The 17,583-nt window shown below is 66.0% G+C and carries 14 protein-coding genes and 1 pseudogene; 9 read left to right on the top strand and 6 right to left on the bottom strand.

Going from position 1 to position 17,583, the window contains the following annotated elements; translation table 11 throughout:
• A partial coding sequence (locus HZR81_RS11365; RefSeq protein WP_500128141.1) for a Tn3 family transposase occupies window positions 1–2,073 on the top strand: 2,073 nt, incomplete at its 5' end.
• 31 nt (window positions 2,074–2,104) lie between these two features.
• Window positions 2,105–3,702 (top strand): annotated as a pseudogene (locus HZR81_RS11360) (sensor domain-containing diguanylate cyclase); the annotation flags it as partial.
• Here HZR81_RS11360 and HZR81_RS11355 read toward each other — a convergent pair.
• A complete protein-coding gene (locus tag HZR81_RS11355; protein ID WP_500128140.1) occupies window positions 3,683–5,083 on the bottom strand; it encodes a sensor histidine kinase in 1,401 nt (466 codons plus the stop codon). The pseudogene HZR81_RS11360 and the gene HZR81_RS11355 sit on opposite strands and share 20 nt — an antisense overlap.
• Entirely contained in the window at window positions 5,076–5,747 is a 672-nt protein-coding gene (locus HZR81_RS11350; protein ID WP_399864987.1) for a response regulator, read from the bottom strand. The genes HZR81_RS11355 and HZR81_RS11350 overlap by 8 nt, the downstream gene beginning before the upstream one ends.
• Before the next feature lie 182 nt (window positions 5,748–5,929).
• Here HZR81_RS11350 and HZR81_RS11345 point away from each other — a divergent pair, with 182 nt between their 5' ends.
• The 5 genes from HZR81_RS11345 (at window position 5,930) to HZR81_RS11325 (ending at window position 11,256) form a co-directional block, all read left to right on the top strand.
• The gene (locus tag HZR81_RS11345; protein ID WP_500128139.1) at window positions 5,930–7,192 is read left to right on the top strand and encodes an OprD family porin; all 1,263 of its coding nucleotides are present in this window, start codon (window positions 5,930–5,932) and stop codon (window positions 7,190–7,192) included.
• 27 nt (window positions 7,193–7,219) lie between these two features.
• On the top strand, window positions 7,220–8,194 hold the full coding sequence (locus tag HZR81_RS11340; protein WP_500128138.1) for a tripartite tricarboxylate transporter substrate binding protein: 975 nt from the start codon (window positions 7,220–7,222) through the stop codon (window positions 8,192–8,194).
• A gap of 78 nt (window positions 8,195–8,272) precedes the next feature.
• Window positions 8,273–8,716 (top strand): tripartite tricarboxylate transporter TctB family protein, encoded by a 444-nt coding sequence (locus HZR81_RS11335; RefSeq protein ID WP_500128137.1) that lies wholly within the window; start codon window positions 8,273–8,275, stop codon window positions 8,714–8,716.
• A 1-nt stretch (window position 8,717) separates the two neighbouring features.
• Complete coding sequence (locus tag HZR81_RS11330; RefSeq protein ID WP_500128136.1) at window positions 8,718–10,232, top strand: tripartite tricarboxylate transporter permease; 1,515 nt, start codon at window positions 8,718–8,720, stop codon at window positions 10,230–10,232.
• A gap of 1 nt (window position 10,233) precedes the next feature.
• Window positions 10,234–11,256 (top strand): AbrB family transcriptional regulator, encoded by a 1,023-nt coding sequence (locus HZR81_RS11325; RefSeq protein ID WP_500128135.1) that lies wholly within the window; start codon window positions 10,234–10,236, stop codon window positions 11,254–11,256.
• An 88-nt stretch (window positions 11,257–11,344) separates the two neighbouring features.
• Here the strand turns inward: HZR81_RS11325 and HZR81_RS11320 are convergent, their stop codons facing one another.
• The 4 genes from HZR81_RS11320 to HZR81_RS11305 all read right to left on the bottom strand — a co-directional run bounded on the left by HZR81_RS11320 (window position 11,345) and on the right by HZR81_RS11305 (window position 14,120).
• The gene (locus HZR81_RS11320; protein WP_161612771.1) at window positions 11,345–12,574 is read right to left on the bottom strand and encodes a spore maturation protein; all 1,230 of its coding nucleotides are present in this window, start codon (window positions 12,572–12,574) and stop codon (window positions 11,345–11,347) included.
• A gap of 411 nt (window positions 12,575–12,985) precedes the next feature.
• Window positions 12,986–13,156, bottom strand: a complete 171-nt coding sequence (locus tag HZR81_RS11315) for a DUF1328 domain-containing protein (protein ID WP_003282841.1) — start codon at window positions 13,154–13,156, stop codon at window positions 12,986–12,988.
• A gap of 109 nt (window positions 13,157–13,265) precedes the next feature.
• Window positions 13,266–13,502: a hypothetical protein gene (locus HZR81_RS11310; RefSeq protein ID WP_063541122.1), complete on the bottom strand. Its 237-nt coding sequence runs from the start codon at window positions 13,500–13,502 to the stop codon at window positions 13,266–13,268.
• A 186-nt stretch (window positions 13,503–13,688) separates the two neighbouring features.
• Window positions 13,689–14,120 (bottom strand): ferritin-like domain-containing protein, encoded by a 432-nt coding sequence (locus tag HZR81_RS11305; protein ID WP_102838965.1) that lies wholly within the window; start codon window positions 14,118–14,120, stop codon window positions 13,689–13,691.
• Between the two features lie 310 nt (window positions 14,121–14,430).
• Here HZR81_RS11305 and algB point away from each other — a divergent pair, with 310 nt between their 5' ends.
• Together algB and HZR81_RS11295 are read left to right on the top strand one after the other, a co-directional pair.
• The gene (algB, locus tag HZR81_RS11300) at window positions 14,431–15,777 is read left to right on the top strand and encodes a sigma-54-dependent response regulator transcription factor AlgB (RefSeq protein ID WP_102838966.1); all 1,347 of its coding nucleotides are present in this window, start codon (window positions 14,431–14,433) and stop codon (window positions 15,775–15,777) included.
• Window positions 15,774–17,561 carry a KinB sensor domain-containing domain gene (locus HZR81_RS11295; protein ID WP_063541119.1) on the top strand — a complete coding sequence of 596 codons (1,788 nt, stop codon included), beginning with the start codon at window positions 15,774–15,776 and terminating at the stop codon, window positions 17,559–17,561. Before algB ends, HZR81_RS11295 begins: the two co-directional genes overlap by 4 nt.
• Window positions 17,562–17,583: the final 22 nt, after the last annotated feature.

Genomic DNA, 17,583 nt, shown 5'->3' with positions numbered 1-17,583 from the left:
CTAGAGGATGAAAGCAGCGCGGGCGCGAAGCAGTCCTTCGTCGCCGAGCAGGTACGACGCCATCAGGAAACGCCGCAGGTTGGCCGCCTGCTGTCGCTGTACGTGGACGACAGCGTGACCGATCCGACGCCGTTCGGTGAGGTGCGCCAGCGCGCCTACAAGATCATGTCCAGGGACGCGCTGCAAAGCACCGCGCAGCGCATGAGCGTCAAGCCGCTGAACAAACTGGCGCTGCACTGGCAGGCGGTGGACGGTCTGGCCGAACGCATCCGACGCCATCTGCGGCCGCTGTACGTCGCGCTCGACTTCGCCGGCACTGATCCGGACAGCCCGTGGCTCGCGGCGCTGGCCTGGGCTAAGGGCGCGTTCGCCAAACAGCAGCGCCTGTCGCAACGGCCGCTCGCCGAATGTCCGGCGGCCACGCTGCCGAAACGCTTGCGGCCGTACCTGCTGACCTTCGACGCCGATGGCAAGCCGACTGGCCTGCACGCCGACCGCTACGAGTTCTGGCTGTACCGCCAGGTCAGGAAGCGCTTCCAGTCGGGCGAACTCTACCTCGACGACAGCTTGCAGCACCGGCATTTCTCCGACGAGTTGGTTTCGATGGACGGGAAGGCCGACGTGCTGGCACAGATGGACATCCCGTTCTTGCGGCAGCCGGTCGATACCCAACTCGATGCGCTGGCGGCCCAGCTGCACGCGCAATGGCTGGCGTTCAACCGCGAGCTGAAACAGGGCAAGCTGACGCACTTGGAATACGACAAGGACTCGCAGAAGCTGACTTGGCGCAAGCCCAAGGGCGAAAACCAGAAGGCGCGCGAGCAGGCGTTCTACGAGCAACTGCCGTTCTGCGATGTCGCTGATGTGTTCCGCTTCGTCAACGGCCAGTGCCAGTTCCTGTCGGCGTTGACGCCATTGCAGCCGCGTTACGCGAAGAAGGTAGCGGATGCCGACAGCCTGATGGCGGTCATCATCGCGCAGGCGATGAACCACGGCAACCAGGTCATGGCGCGCACCAGCGACATCCCGTACCACGTGCTGGAAAATACCTACCAGCAGTACCTGCGCCAGGCGTCGCTGCATGCTGCCAACGACCGCATCAGCAACGCCATTGCCGCGCTGCCGATCTTCCCGCATTACTCGTTCGACCTCGATGCGCTGTACGGCGCCGTCGATGGGCAGAAATTCGGCGTCGAACGGCCGACCGTGAAGGCGCGCTACTCGCGCAAGTATTTCGGGCGCGGCAAGGGCGTCGTTGCCTACACGCTCTTGTGCAACCACGTGCCGCTGAACGGTTATCTGATTGGCGCGCATGAGTACGAGGCTCACCACGTGTTCGACATCTGGTATCGCAACACGTCCGACATCGTGCCGACCGCGATCACCGGCGACATGCACAGCATCAACAAGGCCAACTTCGCCATCCTGCACTGGTTCGGCCTGCGTTTCGAGCCGCGCTTCACCGACCTCGACGACCAGTTGCAGGAGCTGTATTGTTGCGCCGACGATCCGGCGCTGTACGAGAAGTGCCTGATCCGGCCGGTCGGCCAAATCGACCGGATCGTCGCCACGCTGGGCCTGAAGGAAATGACGCAGGGCACGCTGATCCGGAAACTGTGCACCTACACCGCGCCGAATCCGACGCGGCGCGCGATCTTCGAGTTCGACAAGCTGGTGCGCAGCATCTACACGTTGCGCTACCTGCGCGACCCGCAACTCGAACGGAACGTACACCGCTCGCAAAACCGCATCGAGTCTTATCACCAGCTACGCTCGACCATCGCCCAGGTCGGTGGGAAGAAGGAATTGACCGGCCGTACCGACATCGAAATCGAGATCAGCAACCAGTGCGCCCGGCTGATCGCCAACGCGGTTATCTACTACAACTCGGCCATCCTGTCGCGGCTGCTGACGAAATACGAGGCGGCCTGCAACGCCAGGGCGCTGGAACTCATCACCCAGATATCGCCGGCGGCCTGGCGGCACATCCTGCTGAACGGGCATTACACCTTCCAGAGCGACGGCAAGGTCATCGACCTCGATGCGCTCGTGGCGGGGCTGGAACTGGGGTGACGGAAATTTCGGCGGTTCCGGCTTACAACCCCATTATCCGGACAGCGACCGTTGGGGCACCGCGATGCTCGCGGGTGACGCCGTGGCCATGAGCGCTCGGCCATTGGCGGACCGTCACTTCGTCTACCCACTGGAGTTGCCGGCGGGCGAGCGCGCGGTGGTCTACCTGCAGGTGTGCAGGCCCGCGAGACGCTGGCCCTGCCGCTGGAACTGATCGACGAGAAGCAACTGATCGAGAGCCGACTCCACGATGTCACTCTGGTCAGCCTGTTCTTCGGCGGCATTCTGGTGATCGTGCTGTACAACTGCAGCCTGCTGATCTTCACCCGCGACCCAAGCTATTTCCTCTACGTCCTCTATCTCCTCAGCGCGGTGTTCTACGTACTGAGCATCACCGGCTTCGGCCAGCTCTATCTCTGGCCGGAGATTCCCGAACTCTCGGCACGCTTCTACGGGCTCTCGGCCGCCCTGTGTTTCTTCACACCGATGCTGTTCGCCCTGCGCTTTCTCGGTGTGCGGCGTTACGGCGGTTGGGTCTGGGCAGTTTCGATCACCCTCACGCTGTACTGGGGAGCCGTGGTGGTGATCCTGCTGCTGGCGCCGGCCCTGGCCCGCTATACATTCATGGAAAGCGTCGCACTGCTGCACTGTGTGCTGACCATGGCGATCACGCTCAATCTTTGGGCGCGCGGCAACCCGTCTGCGCGGTTGTTCAGCATCGCCTGGAGCACGCTGCTGGTGTTCACCGTGGTCAACCTGCTGGCACTCAACGGCGTGCTGCCGCTCAATGCCTGGACCCTGAATGGCCAGCTGATCGGCATGTTCGCCGAGTTCGTGCTGCTTTCCATGGCCCTGGCCGAGCGTATCAACATCGAGCGCAACCGGCGTATTGCCGCGCAGCAGCTGGCGCTGCAGACGTCCGAATCGCTCGCCGCCGAGCGCGCCCTGCACTTGCAGGCCAAGCAGGAGGCGCTGGACGTGCAGTTGCGTGCCAACGAGGTGCTGGAGGCACGGGTCTACGAGCGAACCCGCGCGCTGGAGGACGTCCGCCTGGGCCTGGAAGCCGCCAACGCCGAGCTGCTGCGCCTGAGCACCACCGATTCGCTGACTCAGCTGGCCAATCGTCGACGCTTCGATCACCTGCTGGACGAGGAAATCCGCCGCGCGCGGCGCGCCGGCAGTCCACTGTCGGTGCTGCTCGCCGATATCGATCACTTCAAGCGGGTCAACGACAGCTATGGCCATCCGTTCGGCGACGAATGCCTGCGCCAGGTCGCGGCAGTGCTCGCCTCCCATTGCCAGCGCGCCGGGGACGTCGCGGCGCGCTATGGCGGCGAGGAGTTCGTCGTGCTGCTACCGGGGCTCGACGGGCCCCAGGCCGCGGCGCTGGCCGAATCTATCCGCCGCACGATCGCACAACTGTCGCTGCAGCACGACGAGCAACCCGTGCCGCTGACCATCAGCCTCGGCGCGGCGATGCTGGCTCCGGCGCACGCCACGTCAGCGGAGCTGCTGGCGGCGGCGGATGCTGCGCTCTATCAGGCCAAGCACCAGGGCCGCGATCAGGTGGTGCTCGCCGCCGCCCCCTCGGCTGCCTGCCCGGACGGCATCAATCCTCAGCCGGCGTGAAGCACACCCGCACCAACAGCCCGCCGAGCTTGCCCTGATCGAGGCTGATACTGGCGCGATGGGCACGGACGATCTCGCCGACGATGGCCAGCCCGAGGCCGGCGCCATGGCCGCCAGTGTCACGGCGATAGAAGCGGGCGAAGACGCGATCGCGCTCGGCGGCCGGAATACCCGGGCCGTCGTCCTCCACCTCCAGCACGCCACCGTCGAGCACCCGCAGCACCACGTTGCCGCCAGCCGCGGTATGCGCCAGCGCATTGTCCAGCAGGTTGCTCAGCAGTTCGCTGATCAACGTCGGTTCGCCGTCGATCCACACCGGCGTCTCGGCCTCCAGCGCCAGGGCGACACCGCGCTGGTGCGCCAGCGCGGCCATCGCCAGCCCCAGCTCGCGAGCCAGCTGCGACAGGTCCAGGCGCTGAGCGCCGCCTTCGGCGATCGATTGCGCACCGCTTTCGATACGCGCCAACGAAAGCAGCTGGTTGGCCAGATGAATGACCTTGTTGGTGCTCTGTCCGGCGTCTTCCAGGGTGCTGCGCCACGCCGCGGGCTCGGCTTCGCGCAGGCCCAGTTCGATGCGCGCCTTGAGCGCCGCCAGCGGCGTGCGCAGCTCGTGTGAGGCATCGGCGATGAAGCGCGCCTGGCGCTCGAACTGCCCACGCAGGCGCTCGGTGAAGCCGTTGAGCGCGACGACCAGCGGCTTCAGCTCGCGCTGCACATCGACCAACGGCAGCGGCCTGAGGTCGTCCGGGGCGCGTTCCTGCACGGCCTCGCTGAGCCGGGCCAACGGGCGCAACGCGGCGCTGACGGCCAGCCAGACCAGCACCAGCGCGGCAAGCGCGAGCAGGCCGACGCGCCACAGGGTGTCGGTCAGCAGGCTGCGCGCCATGCGCTCGCGGGCGCCGAGGGTTTCGGCCACGCGGATCTCGGCGATGCCGTTGAGCTCCGGTTCGCTGACCGGCTGCAGCAGGCTGACCAGGCGCACGCCCTGGCCCTGGAACTCGCCGTCGTAGAAGCGCGCCAGCGCCGGGTAGTCGTCGGTGCGCGGGACGTCGGCAGCGGGCGCCGGCAGGTTCTCGTAGCCGCTGACCAGGCGCCCCTGGATGTCCAGTACCCCGTAGTAGATGCGCCCGGCGCTGTCGTAGGCGAAGGTGTCCAGCGCCACGTAGGGCACGTTGGCGCGCAGCACGCCTTCATGGGTGACCAGGCCATCGGCGATGGCCCGGGCCGAGGCGAGCAGGGTGCGGTCGTAGGCGGTATCGGCGGCGGCGCGGCCGTTCCAGTAGGCGCTCAGGCCGCCGAACAGCAACAGCAGTGCGAGCAGGATCGCCAGCCGCCGCAGCAGCCGCGCGCGCAGGCTGCCGGCGAGCGCTTCCTCAGCCATCGAGCGCCTCGAGCAGGTAGCCGAGGCCGCGGAAGGTGACGATGCGTACCGGCTGGCCCTCGAGCTTCTTGCGCAGACGGTGGATGTAGATCTCGATCGCGTCGGCGCTGGCGTCCTCGTCCAGGCCGAATACCTGGGCGGCCAGCTGATCCTTGCTCATCACTCGACCGGGGCGGGCGATCAGCGCTTCCAGCACGCCCTGCTCGCGGGAGGTCAGCGTCAGTGGCTCGTCGGCCAGGCTGAAGCGCCGCGCATCCAGATCGTAGACCAGCGCGCCGCAACGCTGCTGGCGTTCGCCGCCGCCGACGCTGCGTCGCAGCAGCGCCTTGACCCGTGCTTCCAGCTCGGACAGTTCGAACGGCTTGGCCAGGTAATCGTCGGCACCGAGGTTGAGCCCGTGCACGCGGTCGCTGACCTCGCCGCGCGCGGTGAGCATCAGTACCGGCAGCGTCTTGCCGCGCTCGCGCAGGCGCGCCAGCACCTGAAAGCCGTCGAGCCGTGGCAGGCCGACATCGAGAATCGCCAGCGCATAGTCCTCGCTGGCCAGCGCCAGGTCGGCGGCGACGCCGTCGTGCAGCAGGTCCAGGGTCCAGCCGGCGGCGCGCAATGCCTGGGCCACGCTTTCGGCCAGCTGGGGATGGTCCTCGACCAGAAGAATTCGCATTGCCTGTCCTCTGCGATGGCGACGGAGCGCCAGTGTAGCGGCAGAACTTTCACGCCGCTGCCGGCTTTCGGCGCTGAAAGGCTGGCGAAAGCTTGACCGCCTAGGATCGCTCGCAGGTGGCTCGAACCACCACGCGCGGCGCATGCGCCGTCACAACAAAAACAATAGTGGAGATACCCCCGATGCTGACTGCCGTCAGACGTTCACCCGCTCCTGCCCGTCTCGCCCTGGCCGTTGCCGTCGCCTCGCTGGCACCCATGGCTCAGGCCGCATTCATCGAAGACAGCAGCGCGACCCTGCAGACCCACAACATCTACCTGAACCGCGATTTCCGCGAAGGCAGCGGCCAGTCCAAGCGCGAAGAATGGACCCAGGGCTTCATTCTCGACGTCCAGTCCGGTTTTACCGAAGGCACCGTTGGCGTCGGCCTCGATGCCCTGGGCATGCTCGGCGTCAAGCTGGATTCCGGTGGCGGCCGCGCTGGCACAGACCTCTTGCCGGTGCACGACGATGGCAGCACGCCGGACGAGTTCAGCCGCCTGGGCCTGACCGCCAAGGCCAAGATTGCCGAGACCGAACTGCGCTACGGCTCGCACATTCCCGAGACGCCGGTGGTCAAGGCCAGCGACAGCCGTACGCTGCCGCAGGTGTTCGAAGGCGGCACCGCCACTTCCAAGGACATCGAAGGGCTGACGCTGATCGGCGGGCGCCTGGACAAGGTCATCGACCGTGCTTCGACCAACTCCCAGGACCTGCAGCTGAACAACAAGAACAGCCGTTTCGCCAGTGCCGCCGAGGCCGATCACCTGACCTTCGCCGGGGCCGAATACGCCTTCAACAAGAACCTCACCGGCCGCTACTACTACGGCGAGCTGGATGACGTATACCGCCAGCATTTCTTCGGCCTGCTGGCGGTCAAGCCGCTGACCGACAACTCCGCGCTGAGCGCCGATCTGCGCGTGATGTTCAGCGACGACACCGGCGCGGCCAACGCCGGCAAGATCGACAACCAGGCCTGGAACGGCATGCTGGGTTACAGCCTCGGCGGGCACAAGGTCAGCCTCGGCTACCAGCAGATGCGCGGCGATACCGGCTATGCCTATATCGATGGCAGCGATCCGTTCCTGGTCAACTTCGTGCAGATCAACGACTTCGCCAACGCCGACGAGCGCTCCTGGCAGGCCCGTTACGAGTACAACTTCGCCGCCATGGGCATCCCCGGGCTGACCTTCCTGACCCGTTACATCTCCGGCGACAACGCCGAATACGCGGGCGGCAGCAACGGCAGCGAGTGGGAACGCGACATCGAGCTGAAGTACGTGGTGCAGAGCGGCCCGCTGAAGAACGTCGCGGTGCGCTGGCGCAACGCGATGTTCCGCTCGGACTTCGCCCGTGACGCCGACGAGAACCGTCTGATCGTCAGCTACAGCCTGCCGATCTGGTAAACAGAACAAGAACGCGAGGAACACCCGATGAAAAACAGACTCAGCCGTATCGCCCTGCTGTCGTCCTGCCTGCTGCTCTCCAGCCAGCTGCTGGCCGAGCCCAAGCGCCCCGAGTGCATCGCACCGGCCAAGCCCGGCGGCGGTTTCGACCTGACCTGCAAGCTGGCCCAGAGCGGCCTGAAGGACAGCGGCCTGCTCGAAGCGCCGATGCGCGTCACCTACATGCCCGGCGGCGTCGGCGCGGTGGCCTACAACGCGGTGGTCGCCCAGCGCGCGGACGAACCTGGCACCATCACCGCCTTCTCCAGCGGTTCGCTGCTCAACCTCGCGCAGGGCAAGTTCGGTCGTTACGACGAGAACGCCGTGCGCTGGCTGGCGGCGGTCGGCACCGACTACGGCGCCATCTCGGTGCGTGCCGACGCGCCTTACAAGAACCTCGACGAGCTGATTGCCGCAGTGAAGAAGGACCCGGGCAGCGTGGTGTTCGGCGCCGGCGCCACCATCGGCGGCCAGGACTGGATGCAGACCGCGCTGATCGCCCGCGCTGCCGGGGTCGATCCGAAGAAGCTGCGCTACGTCGCCTTCGAGGGTGGCGGCGAAACGCTCACCGCCATGCTCGGCGGTCATGTGCAGGTCACTTCCAGCGGCCTCGGCGAAGTCACCCCGCAGCTCGACGCCGGCAAGATCCGCATCCTTGCCGTGCTCTCCGACGAGCGTCTGCCGGGCAAGCTCGCCGACATCCCCACGGCCAAGGAACAGGGCTACGACATCAGCTGGCCGGTAATCCGCGGCTTCTACATGGGGCCGGAAGTGCCTGACGAGGACTTCAACTGGTGGAAGACCCAGTTCGACAGCCTGCTCGCCGACGAGGACTTCGCCAAGCTGCGCGAACAGCGCGATCTGTTCCCGCTGTCGATGACCGGCGACGAGCTGGAAGCCTTCGTCCAGAAGCAGGTGCAGGACTACAAGGCGCTGGCCGGCGAGTTCGGCCTGGTCAAGTAACGCGAACCGGCCCGCGTTCGCGGGCCGCACGGTCGACCCGGCAGCTGCCGGGTCGCCGAATCCCTGAGGTATCCCGTCATGTACGTACGTGTCTTCGCCGCGGCGTGGCTGCTCGCCTGCGCCGGCCTCGCCCTGCTCGCCTGGGGCTTCGAGGCGCCCTTTGCCTACGACCCGGTCGGGCCGCGCGCCTACCCGCTGCTGTTGCTGTTGCTGATGGCCTGTGGTGCGGCGTGGCTGCTGTTCAAGCCGCACGGTGAGCCGACGCCGGCGTTCGATCAGCCCAAGGCGCAGCGCGCCGTGCTGTGCGTGCTGGCCTTGCTGGCCTACGCGCTGCTGTTCGAAACCCTGGGTTTCGTCATCAGCACCGCCCTGGCCGGCTTCGCCCTCGGTCTGCTGTTCAACGGTCGCCTGTGGCCCAGCGTGATCAGCGGTGCGCTGCTTGGCTTGCTGCTCTACGGGCTGTTCGATTACCTGCTGGACGTGCCGCTGCCGCTTGGCCTGCTGCGTCTGCTGGAGAGCTGAAATGGAAACACTGAATTTCTTGATGCAGGGCTTCGATGTCGCCACGCGACCGACCAACCTGCTGGTGGCGCTGTTCGGCGCCTTCGTCGGCACCGTGGTCGGCCTGCTGCCGGGCCTCGGCCCGATCAACGGCGTGGCACTGCTGCTGCCGCTGGCCTTCGCCCTCGGTCTGCCACCGGAAACCGCGCTGATCCTGCTCGCCGCGGTGTACCTGGGCTGTGAATACGGCGGCCGCATCTCGGCGATCCTGCTCAACGTGCCGGGCGACGCCGCCGCGGTGATGACCACCCTCGACGGCTACCCGCTGGCGCGCCAGGGCAAGGCGGGCATCGCGCTGTCGCTGTCCGCGGTCAGCTCCTTTATCGGCAGCACCATCGCCACCTGCGGGGTGGTGCTGTTCGCCCCGCTGCTGGCCAAGTGGGCGGTGGCCTTCGGCCCGGCGGAGTACTTCGTGCTGATGATCTTCGCCATCGCCTGTCTCGGCGGCATGGTCGGCGACAAGCCGGTGAAGACGCTGATGGCCGCGCTGATGGGCCTGGGCCTGGCCACCGTCGGTGTCGATTCCACTACCGGCGTCTACCGCTTCACCTTCGGCAGCGTCAGCCTGTCCGACGGCATCCAGTTCGTCATCGTGGTGATCGGCTTCTTCAGCGTCAGCGAGATCCTCTTGATGCTGGAAAAAACCCACAGTGGGCAGCAGGCGGTGAAGGCCAGCGGCCGGCTCTTGTTCAACTTCAAGGAGTTCTGCCTGACCTTCTTCACCATGGTGCGCAGCGCCGTGGCTGGCTTCGTCATCGGCACCCTGCCGGGCGCCGGGGCGACCATCGCCAGTGCCATGACCTACATGAGCGAGAAGCGCATGGCCGGCGACAAGGGCCGCTTCGGCGATGGCGACCTGCGCGGTCTGGCGGCGCCGGAAGCGGCCAACAACGCCTCGGCCTGCGGCTCGCTGATCCCCATGCTGACCCTCGGCGTACCGGGTTCGGGCACCACGGCGGTGATGATCGGCGCGCTGACGCTGTACAACATCACCCCCGGCCCGCTGCTGTTCGAACAACAGCCGGACGTGGTCTGGGGCCTGATCGCTTCGCTGTTCATCGGCAACGTGATCCTCTTGATCATGAACATCCCGCTGGTCGGCCTGTTCTCGCACATGCTCGCGGTGCCGAACTGGGTGCTGGTGCCGGCGATCACCGTGATCAGCATGGTCGGCGTGTATTCGGTGCACAGCACCACTTTCGACCTGGTGCTGATGGTCGGCCTCGGCGTGTTCGGCTACCTATTGCGCAAGCTGGACTTCCCGCTGTCGGCGCTGATTCTCGGCTTCGTGCTCGGCGAGATGATGGAAGACAACCTGCGCCGCGCGCTGTCGATCTCCAACGGTGAGCTGGGCATTCTCTGGGGCAGCCCGATCACCCTGGCGCTGTGGGCGCTGACCGTGGCGATGCTCGGTATGCCGGCGCTGCGCTGGTACCTCAAGCGCCGTCGCGGCAACGTGGTCGAGGCACAGGCCTGACATGCGCCAGCGGCTGCCGGTCTGGTGGGCAACGCCACTGATCGGCGCGGTCGGCGGCTGGCTGGCGAGTCTGGCCAACTGGCCACTGCCGTGGATGGTCGGCTCGCTGCTGGCGGTGATCGCCGTGCGCTGCAGCGGCTGGCTGGTGAGTGAGATGCCGCGCGGCCGGCAGGCCGGGCAGTGGATCGTCGCCAGCGCCATCGGCCTGCACTTCACCGGCGAGGTGATGCGCGAGGTGCTGGTGCACTTTGGCGTGATCCTCGCCGGCGCGCTCGGCACTCTGGCGTTGAGCCTGATCGGCATGGCCATCCTCTCGCGCGGCGACTGCGACCGGGCCACCGCCTACTTCGCCAGCATGCCGGGCGGCGCCAGCGAGATGGTCAACCTGGCCAGCCGCCACGCCGCCCACCCCGGCCGCGTCGCCGCCGCGCACAGCCTGCGCATGCTGCTGGTGGTGCTGCTGATCCCGGCGTTCTTCACCTGGAGCCTGCCGCCGATCCAGGCACCGGCACCGCTACCGGTCGACGGCTTCTGGCTGGCCGTGCTGCTACCGGCCGGCGGTCTGCTGGCCCTGCTCTGGCGCCGGCTCGGCCAGCCCAATCCCTGGATGCTCGGCCCGCTGACCGTCTGCGCGCTGGCCAGCGCCGGGTTCGATCTGCACATCGGCTTGCCGGACGGGCTCGGCCAGGTCGGCCAGTGGCTGATCGGCTCGTCGCTGGCCTGTCACTTCGACCGGGCCTTCTTTCGCAGCGCACCGGCCTTTCTGCTGCGGGTACTGCTGTTCACCCTCTCGGCGATGCTGGTCGCCGCCGCGCTGGCAGCCGGGCTGGGTTGGCTGACGGCACTGGACGAAACCTCGCTGATGCTGGGGATGATGCCCGGCGGCATCACCGAGCTGTGCCTGACCGCCGAGGCGCTGCAGCTGTCGGTGGCGCTGGTGACGGCCGTGCAGGTGCTCAGGTTGTTTCTGGTGATGTTTCTCGCCGAGCCGGTGTTTCGGCTCTGGCAACGAGCCACGCTTTAGCCCGCCGTCAGGCGGGTTCTTTTTTTGCGGCGCTGGCTGGTACGGCCGTCTGCATGGCGACCGGCGCGACGCACAAGGCCGCCCCGGTTCAGCCGAAGAACCAGTAACACACCCCGATCGCCGCCACGATTCCGGCGAAATCCGCCACCAGCGCACAACCCACCGCATGCCGCGCCCGCTGGATGCCGACGGCACCGAAATACACCGCCAGCACATAGAAGGTCGTCTCGGTGCTGCCCTGCACCGTCGCCGCCACCAGCGCCGGGAAGCTGTCGACACCATGACTCTGCATGGTCTCGATCAGCATCGCCCGTGCCGCACTGCCGGAGAACGGCTTGACCAGTGCCGTCGGCAGGGCGTCGACGAAGCGCGTGTCCCAGCCCAGCGCCTCGACCAGCCAGCGTATGCCCTCCAGGCCGAGGTCCAGCGCTCCGGACGCGCGCAGCGCACCGATGGCACACAGCATTGCCACCAGGTAGGGCAAGAGGCTCTTCGCCACGTCGAAGCCCTCCTTCGCACCTTCGACGAAGGCTTCGTAGACCGGCACCTTGCGCAGTGCACCCACCAGCAGGAAGGCGATGATCAGCCCAAACAGCGTGAGATTGCCCAGCAGCGAGGACAGCGAGGCCAGGGCGGTGGCCGACAATCCGGCCAGCAGCGCCATGAAGCCGCCGAGCAGCAGCGCACCGGGAATGAAATAGGCCAGCACCACCGGGTCCCACAGGCGCAGCCGCTGCACCAGCGCCACTGCCAGCAAGCCGGCCAGCGACGAAGCGCTGGTGGCCAGCAGGATCGGCAGGAACACCAGCGTCGGGTCGTCCGCGCCCTGCTGCACGCGGTACATGAAGATGGACACCGGCAGCAGCGTCAGCGAAGAGGTGTTGAGCACCAGAAAGAGAATCTGCGCATTGCTCGCCACATTCGGCAGCGGATTGAGTTCCTGCAGCGCGCGCATGGCCTTGAGGCCAATCGGCGTGGCGGCATTGTCCAGGCCCAGCCCGTTGGCGGCGAAATTCAGAGTGATCAGACCCAGCGCCGGGTGGCCGGCCGGCACCTCCGGCATCAGCCGGCGAAACAGCGGGCCGAGCAGACGCGCCAGCAGCTCGATCAGCCCGGCCTTCTCCGCAATGCGCAGGAAGCCGAGCCAGAGCGTCAGGGTGCCGAACAGGACGATCATCACTTCCACGGCCAGCTTGGCCATGGCGAACAGGCTTTCTACCAGAGCGGCGAATACGGTCGGATCGCCGCCGAGCAGCCAGCGCCCCAGGGCCGCCACGGTGGCAATCAGAAAAAACCCCAGCCAGAGGCCGTTGAGCATGTCGTTCTCCCATCGAAGCTGGCGGCGATGATAGCGGGGCAGGCGCGCAGGGGTCATCCGCAGTCGGCAGGCAAAGGGAAGAAAGAGACGCTTGGAAAGGAGGTGCAGCCGCGCGGCTGCGAGGCGGAGCGTTGTGAGCTGCAGGCCAGGGCAGTAATGGTCCACCCTGGCTGCAGCCTGACAGAACCCGGTCCGATAACGGAGGTACTCCCTGTACCCCTAGGTCGCTCCGCCAAGGCAGAACAACCCGACCCCCTGGTTCCCCCCGCTGAGGGGTCGAGCGCGCAGAGTCGTTACACCCGACGCGCGCTCTGGATCACCTTCGAAAGCCGAACATGACCCGGCAAGAGTGGCATCCCATGCCGCTGACACTCCTGAACCAGCCGCCCTTGCGGGCGGCCATCGATTGCATCAGACGCGCGGTCCACGCCCGCGGCCGAAGATCAGCGATGCCACGAAGAGCACCAGGAACACCACGAACAGGATCTTGGCGATACCGGTAGCGGTGCCGGCGATGCCACCGAAGCCCAGTACCGCAGCGATGATGGCGATGATCAGGAAGGTAATGGCCCAACTCAGCATGGTGTAACTCCTCTGTTTCAGGAACGATACTCAGCGGATCGGATCAGCCGATCGGCGTCGATGTGGTTACGCATCCCTGCCGGTTCGCTCGCACGTCCTTCTTCCCTGCTCAGAACACCCAGCGCTGTTCGGCAGGCGCCTGGCGGTAAACGATGGTCTGCCGTTCCTGGCTGGTCCGCGTGAGCTCAATAGGTTGAGCGTCATACATCCGGATTCGTTCCACGGAGGCCTGCTGCGTCTGGCCGAGCGGTTGCGACATCGGCCGCTCGGCACCCATGATGAGCATGACGACTGCAGCAGAGAGGAAACCCTTGCAGGCTAAAGAAAGGCTAGCTTGGCGATTCATCCTCAACTCCTTCTAAGCAAAGCGTGGCGAACATGATGTTGCGTTGATCAAGTCATTGCAGGCTGCGTGCCATCCCGAAAAACTCTTTTAATCCCTTTAAAATCAGTAACTTACACAACCAAAGAAAGAAGAACGCAACTTAATTTGCACGAGCCGCCCAGGTATGCCGGGCGTTTTGCACGACCATCAGTGGCGAGTGGCTTTAAGCTGGCGAATGCGCTCGTGGCAGGCGCGCAACTTCGGCAGCTCGATGGCCAGCAAGGCCTTCACGTCCGGTTCCGCATCCGCGACGGCATCCTCGAAGGCACGCAGCAGGTGTGCTTCGCTCTGCTCGAGCTGGTCGATGTAGGCGCGATCATGGTCGCCGACTCGCGAGCGTGCGTCGGTGTACAGCTCGCGCATGCGCCCGGTGAGCGTCCCGCCCTGAGATGGCTGTTCATGGTTGGCAGCGACCTTCACCGACAGCGCCTGGATCACCTGTGTCTTGGCCTGCGCCAGGTCGCGAAACAGATGCTGCAGTTCCACGTCCTTTGCTTCTTCGGCGGCATGCTGGTAGAAACGCTGGCCGTCGCGGGTGATCTCGATGAGTTCGTTGAGCTGATTCATGGAATGGTTCATGACGCCTCCTGGATGAGTGAAGACGGCGCCACGCCCACTCGGCGGGCCGCGGCGCGTTCTCTTACCCTGGTCGCAAGCCCCGTGCCAGCCGGTCTGCGAGTTCCGACCGAGCAAAATCAGCGACTTGCATGGCCGCCGTGCCGGGTCCGGAATGCAGCATGCAGGAACAGCTCATCGTCACCGTGCAACTTGCAAGACATTTCATAGACTAAGCACTCGCCAACAACGCAACGGCGCCCCCGCCAGGCGCCGCACGCCATAATTTATTTTCTTTTCAAGCGACTGATTCGCCATCTGACTGGGAGCATCCATGGACCAAACGACGGACAACGGCGGGCGCATCCTTCTGGTGGATGACGAAGCGGCGATCCTGCGTACCTTCCGTTACTGTCTGGAGGATCGCGGTTATACCGTAATGACCGCCGCCAGCGCCGCGCAGGCAGAAGCCATCCTGCAGCGCCAGGTATTCGATCTCTGTTTTCTGGACCTGCGCCTGGGCGAGGACAACGGCCTCGATGTGCTGCAGCAGATGCGTATGCTCGCGCCCTGGATGCGGGTCGTGATCGTTACCGCTCATTCGGCCGTGGACACCGCGGTCGACGCCATGCAGGCCGGCGCCGCGGACTACCTGCTCAAGCCGTGCAGCCCCGAGCAGCTGCGCCTGTCCGCAGCCAAGCAGCTGGAAGTCCGGCAGATGGCGGCGCGCCTGGAGGCCCTGGAAGGCGAGATGAAGCAGCGCAGCGATGCGCTCGGCTCGCACAGCCCGGCGATGATGGCGGTGCTGGAAACCGCACGCCAGGTCGCCGACACCGACGCCAATATCCTCATCCTCGGCGAGTCCGGCACCGGCAAGGGCGAGCTGGCGCGTGCCATCCACACCTGGAGCCGGCGCTCGAAGAAGGCCTTCGTCACCATCAACTGCCCCTCGCTGTCGGCGGACCTGATGGAAAGCGAGCTGTTCGGCCACAACCGCGGCGCGTTCACCGGCGCCACCGAAAGCACCCTGGGCCGGGTCAACCAGGCCGATGGCGGCACGCTGTTCCTCGACGAGATCGGCGACTTCCCGCTGGCGCTGCAGCCCAAGCTGCTGCGCTTCATTCAGGACAAGGAGTACGAGCGCGTCGGCGACCCGGTGACCCGCCGCGCCGATGTGCGCATCCTCGCCGCCACCAATCTCAACCTCGAGGAGATGGTGCGCGAGGGCAAGTTCCGCGAGGACCTGCTCTACCGCCTCAACGTCATCACCCTCAACCTGCCCCCCATGCGTGAGCGTCCGGAAGACGTGCTGGCCCTGGCCGAACGCTTCCTTGCTTCCTTCGTCAAGAACTACGGGCGCCCGGCCCGCGGCTTCAGCGATGCCGCGATTGCCGCGCTGAAGACCTACCGCTGGCCGGGCAACGTGCGGGAACTGCGCAACGTGGTGGAACGCGCCAGCATCATCTGTCCGCAGCAGATGATCGAGGTGAGCCACCTGGGCCTCGGCGAGCAGGTTGCCAGCAACGCCCCGCGCATCGGTGAGCCACTGAGCCTGGAAGCGCTGGAAAAGGCCCATATCGCCGGCGTGCTGAGCACCAGTGATACCCTCGAGCAGGCCGCGCGCATCCTCGGCATCGACGCGTCGACGCTGTACAGAAAACGCAAGCAGTACGGCCTATGAAACTGCAGATGAAGCTACGGACCCGACTCTTCCTCGGGTTCTCGGCCCTGATGACGGTGGCCCTGCTCGGGCTGTTGCTGGCGCTGGTCAGCGTGATGCAGATGGCGAAAAGTCAGGAACATCTCATCCGCAACAATTTCGGCATCATCGAAATCAACCAGCAGCTGCGCCAGGTTCTGGGCAACCATCTGGTCGTCCTGCTCACCGACGAGAACAACAGCCAGGCGCTGGAGCCGTTACGCCAGACCTTCCAGCAAACGCTAGAGCGCGGTATCGCCGAAGCTCGCGACGATGCCGACCGGCAGGCGTTCCAGGCAATCGCCAGCGCCTACGCCAGTTTTCTGCAACAGGTCGATCTGCCCGGCCGGCAGGATCTGACCCTGCTCGAAGACAACCCGCTGAGCCAGTCCTTCAACCAGTTGCGCGGCCTGATGACCGACATGCAGCGCACCGCGTACGACCGGATTCGCGACACCGAGCTGCGTAGCCGCGACCGTGCTGCGCTGCTCGCCGGCCTGCTCGGCTTGACCGCCATTGCGGTGCTGCTGATCGGTTTCATCACCGCGCACAGTTTCGCCCGTCGCTTCGGTGAGCCGATCGAACGCCTTTCCGCGGCGGCCGACCAGATCGGACGCGGCGATTTCAATATCGCCCTGCCCACCCCGCCGATCGCCGAACTGTCCTCGCTGAGTCGCCGCTTCGGCCTGATGGCGCAGGCGCTGCACCAGTTCAAGCAGACCAACGTGGAGGCACTGGTCAACGGGCAGCAGCGTCTGCAGGCGCTGCTCGACAGCATCGACGATGGTCTGCTGATAATCGACCGCGAGGGGCGTCTGGAGCACGCCAACCCGGTAGCGCAACGGCAATTGGCCTGGGAGAACGAGCACCTCGGTTTGTCCCTGGGCGAGGCGCTCGGCTGCCCGGCGCTGGACATTGCGGCACGCCAGGTACTGGACGACAAACCGTTGTCCGACCCACCCGAGGATCTGGTGATCGAGGCCGATGGCGAGCGACGCCTGCTGGCCTGGCGCATCAGCCCGGTAAGCCACCACGACGGCAGCATCAGCGGCGCGGTCATGGTGCTGCACGACGTCACCGACCAGCGCACCTTCGAGCGGGTGCGCAACGAGTTCGTGCTGCGCGCCTCACATGAGCTGCGCACGCCGGTAACCGGCATGCAGATGGCCTTCAGCCTGCTGCGTGAACGCCTGCGCTACCCGGCCGGCAGCCGCGAATCGGACCTGTTCGATACCGTGCACGAGGAGATGCAACGACTGGTCCGGCTGATCAACGACCTGCTCAACTTCTCCCGCTACCAGAGCGGCCAGCAGAAGCTGGAGCTGGAGCCGTGTGAAATCCCGGAGCTGCTGGAAACCGCACGCCAGCGCTTCGAGGTCGCCGCAGCCGAGCAGGAGGTGCAGCTCCAGCTGGAGCTACAGCAGCCGCTGCCGACCCTGATGCTAGACCGTCAGCAGATCGAGCGGGTGATGGACAACCTGCTGAGTAACGCATTGCGGCATACGCCGAAAGGCGGCGAGGTACGGCTGCTGGCCCGCCATCATGGCGAGCGGATGATTCTCAGCGTCGAGGACAACGGCGAAGGCATCCCCTACAGCCAGCAGGCGCGCATCTTCGAACCCTTCGTGCAGATCGGTCGTCGTCGCGGCGGCGCCGGACTGGGGCTTGCCTTATGCAAGGAAATCGCCCAGCTGCATGGTGGGCGCATCGGCGTGCATTCGCGGATCGGGCACGGCACCATCTTCTACGTCGCGCTGCCGATCTGACGGCGCCACCACGAGGACCTGC

This window comes from Pseudomonas sp. LM13 (assembly GCF_041381355.1).
Lineage (GTDB): Bacteria > Pseudomonadota > Gammaproteobacteria > Pseudomonadales > Pseudomonadaceae > Stutzerimonas > Stutzerimonas frequens.
This window is presented reverse-complemented; position numbering and strand designations above follow the sequence as displayed.

What these genes read in the sequence shown, in the direction of transcription:
- HZR81_RS11355 (WP_500128140.1), bottom strand. Translation starts at nt 5,083, where the DNA reads ATGGCTGAGGAAGCGCTCGCCGGCAGCCTGCGCGCGCGGCTGCTGCGG.
- HZR81_RS11350 (WP_399864987.1), bottom strand. Translation starts at nt 5,747, where the DNA reads ATGCGAATTCTTCTGGTCGAGGACCATCCCCAGCTGGCCGAAAGCGTG.
- HZR81_RS11345 (WP_500128139.1), top strand. Translation starts at nt 5,930, where the DNA reads ATGCTGACTGCCGTCAGACGTTCACCCGCTCCTGCCCGTCTCGCCCTG.
- HZR81_RS11340 (WP_500128138.1), top strand. Translation starts at nt 7,220, where the DNA reads ATGAAAAACAGACTCAGCCGTATCGCCCTGCTGTCGTCCTGCCTGCTG.
- HZR81_RS11335 (WP_500128137.1), top strand. Translation starts at nt 8,273, where the DNA reads ATGTACGTACGTGTCTTCGCCGCGGCGTGGCTGCTCGCCTGCGCCGGC.
- HZR81_RS11330 (WP_500128136.1), top strand. Translation starts at nt 8,718, where the DNA reads ATGGAAACACTGAATTTCTTGATGCAGGGCTTCGATGTCGCCACGCGA.
- HZR81_RS11325 (WP_500128135.1), top strand. Translation starts at nt 10,234, where the DNA reads ATGCGCCAGCGGCTGCCGGTCTGGTGGGCAACGCCACTGATCGGCGCG.
- HZR81_RS11320 (WP_161612771.1), bottom strand. Translation starts at nt 12,574, where the DNA reads ATGCTCAACGGCCTCTGGCTGGGGTTTTTTCTGATTGCCACCGTGGCG.
- HZR81_RS11315 (WP_003282841.1), bottom strand. Translation starts at nt 13,156, where the DNA reads ATGCTGAGTTGGGCCATTACCTTCCTGATCATCGCCATCATCGCTGCG.
- HZR81_RS11310 (WP_063541122.1), bottom strand. Translation starts at nt 13,502, where the DNA reads ATGAATCGCCAAGCTAGCCTTTCTTTAGCCTGCAAGGGTTTCCTCTCT.
- HZR81_RS11305 (WP_102838965.1), bottom strand. Translation starts at nt 14,120, where the DNA reads ATGAACCATTCCATGAATCAGCTCAACGAACTCATCGAGATCACCCGC.
- algB (WP_102838966.1), top strand. Translation starts at nt 14,431, where the DNA reads ATGGACCAAACGACGGACAACGGCGGGCGCATCCTTCTGGTGGATGAC.
- HZR81_RS11295 (WP_063541119.1), top strand. Translation starts at nt 15,774, where the DNA reads ATGAAACTGCAGATGAAGCTACGGACCCGACTCTTCCTCGGGTTCTCG.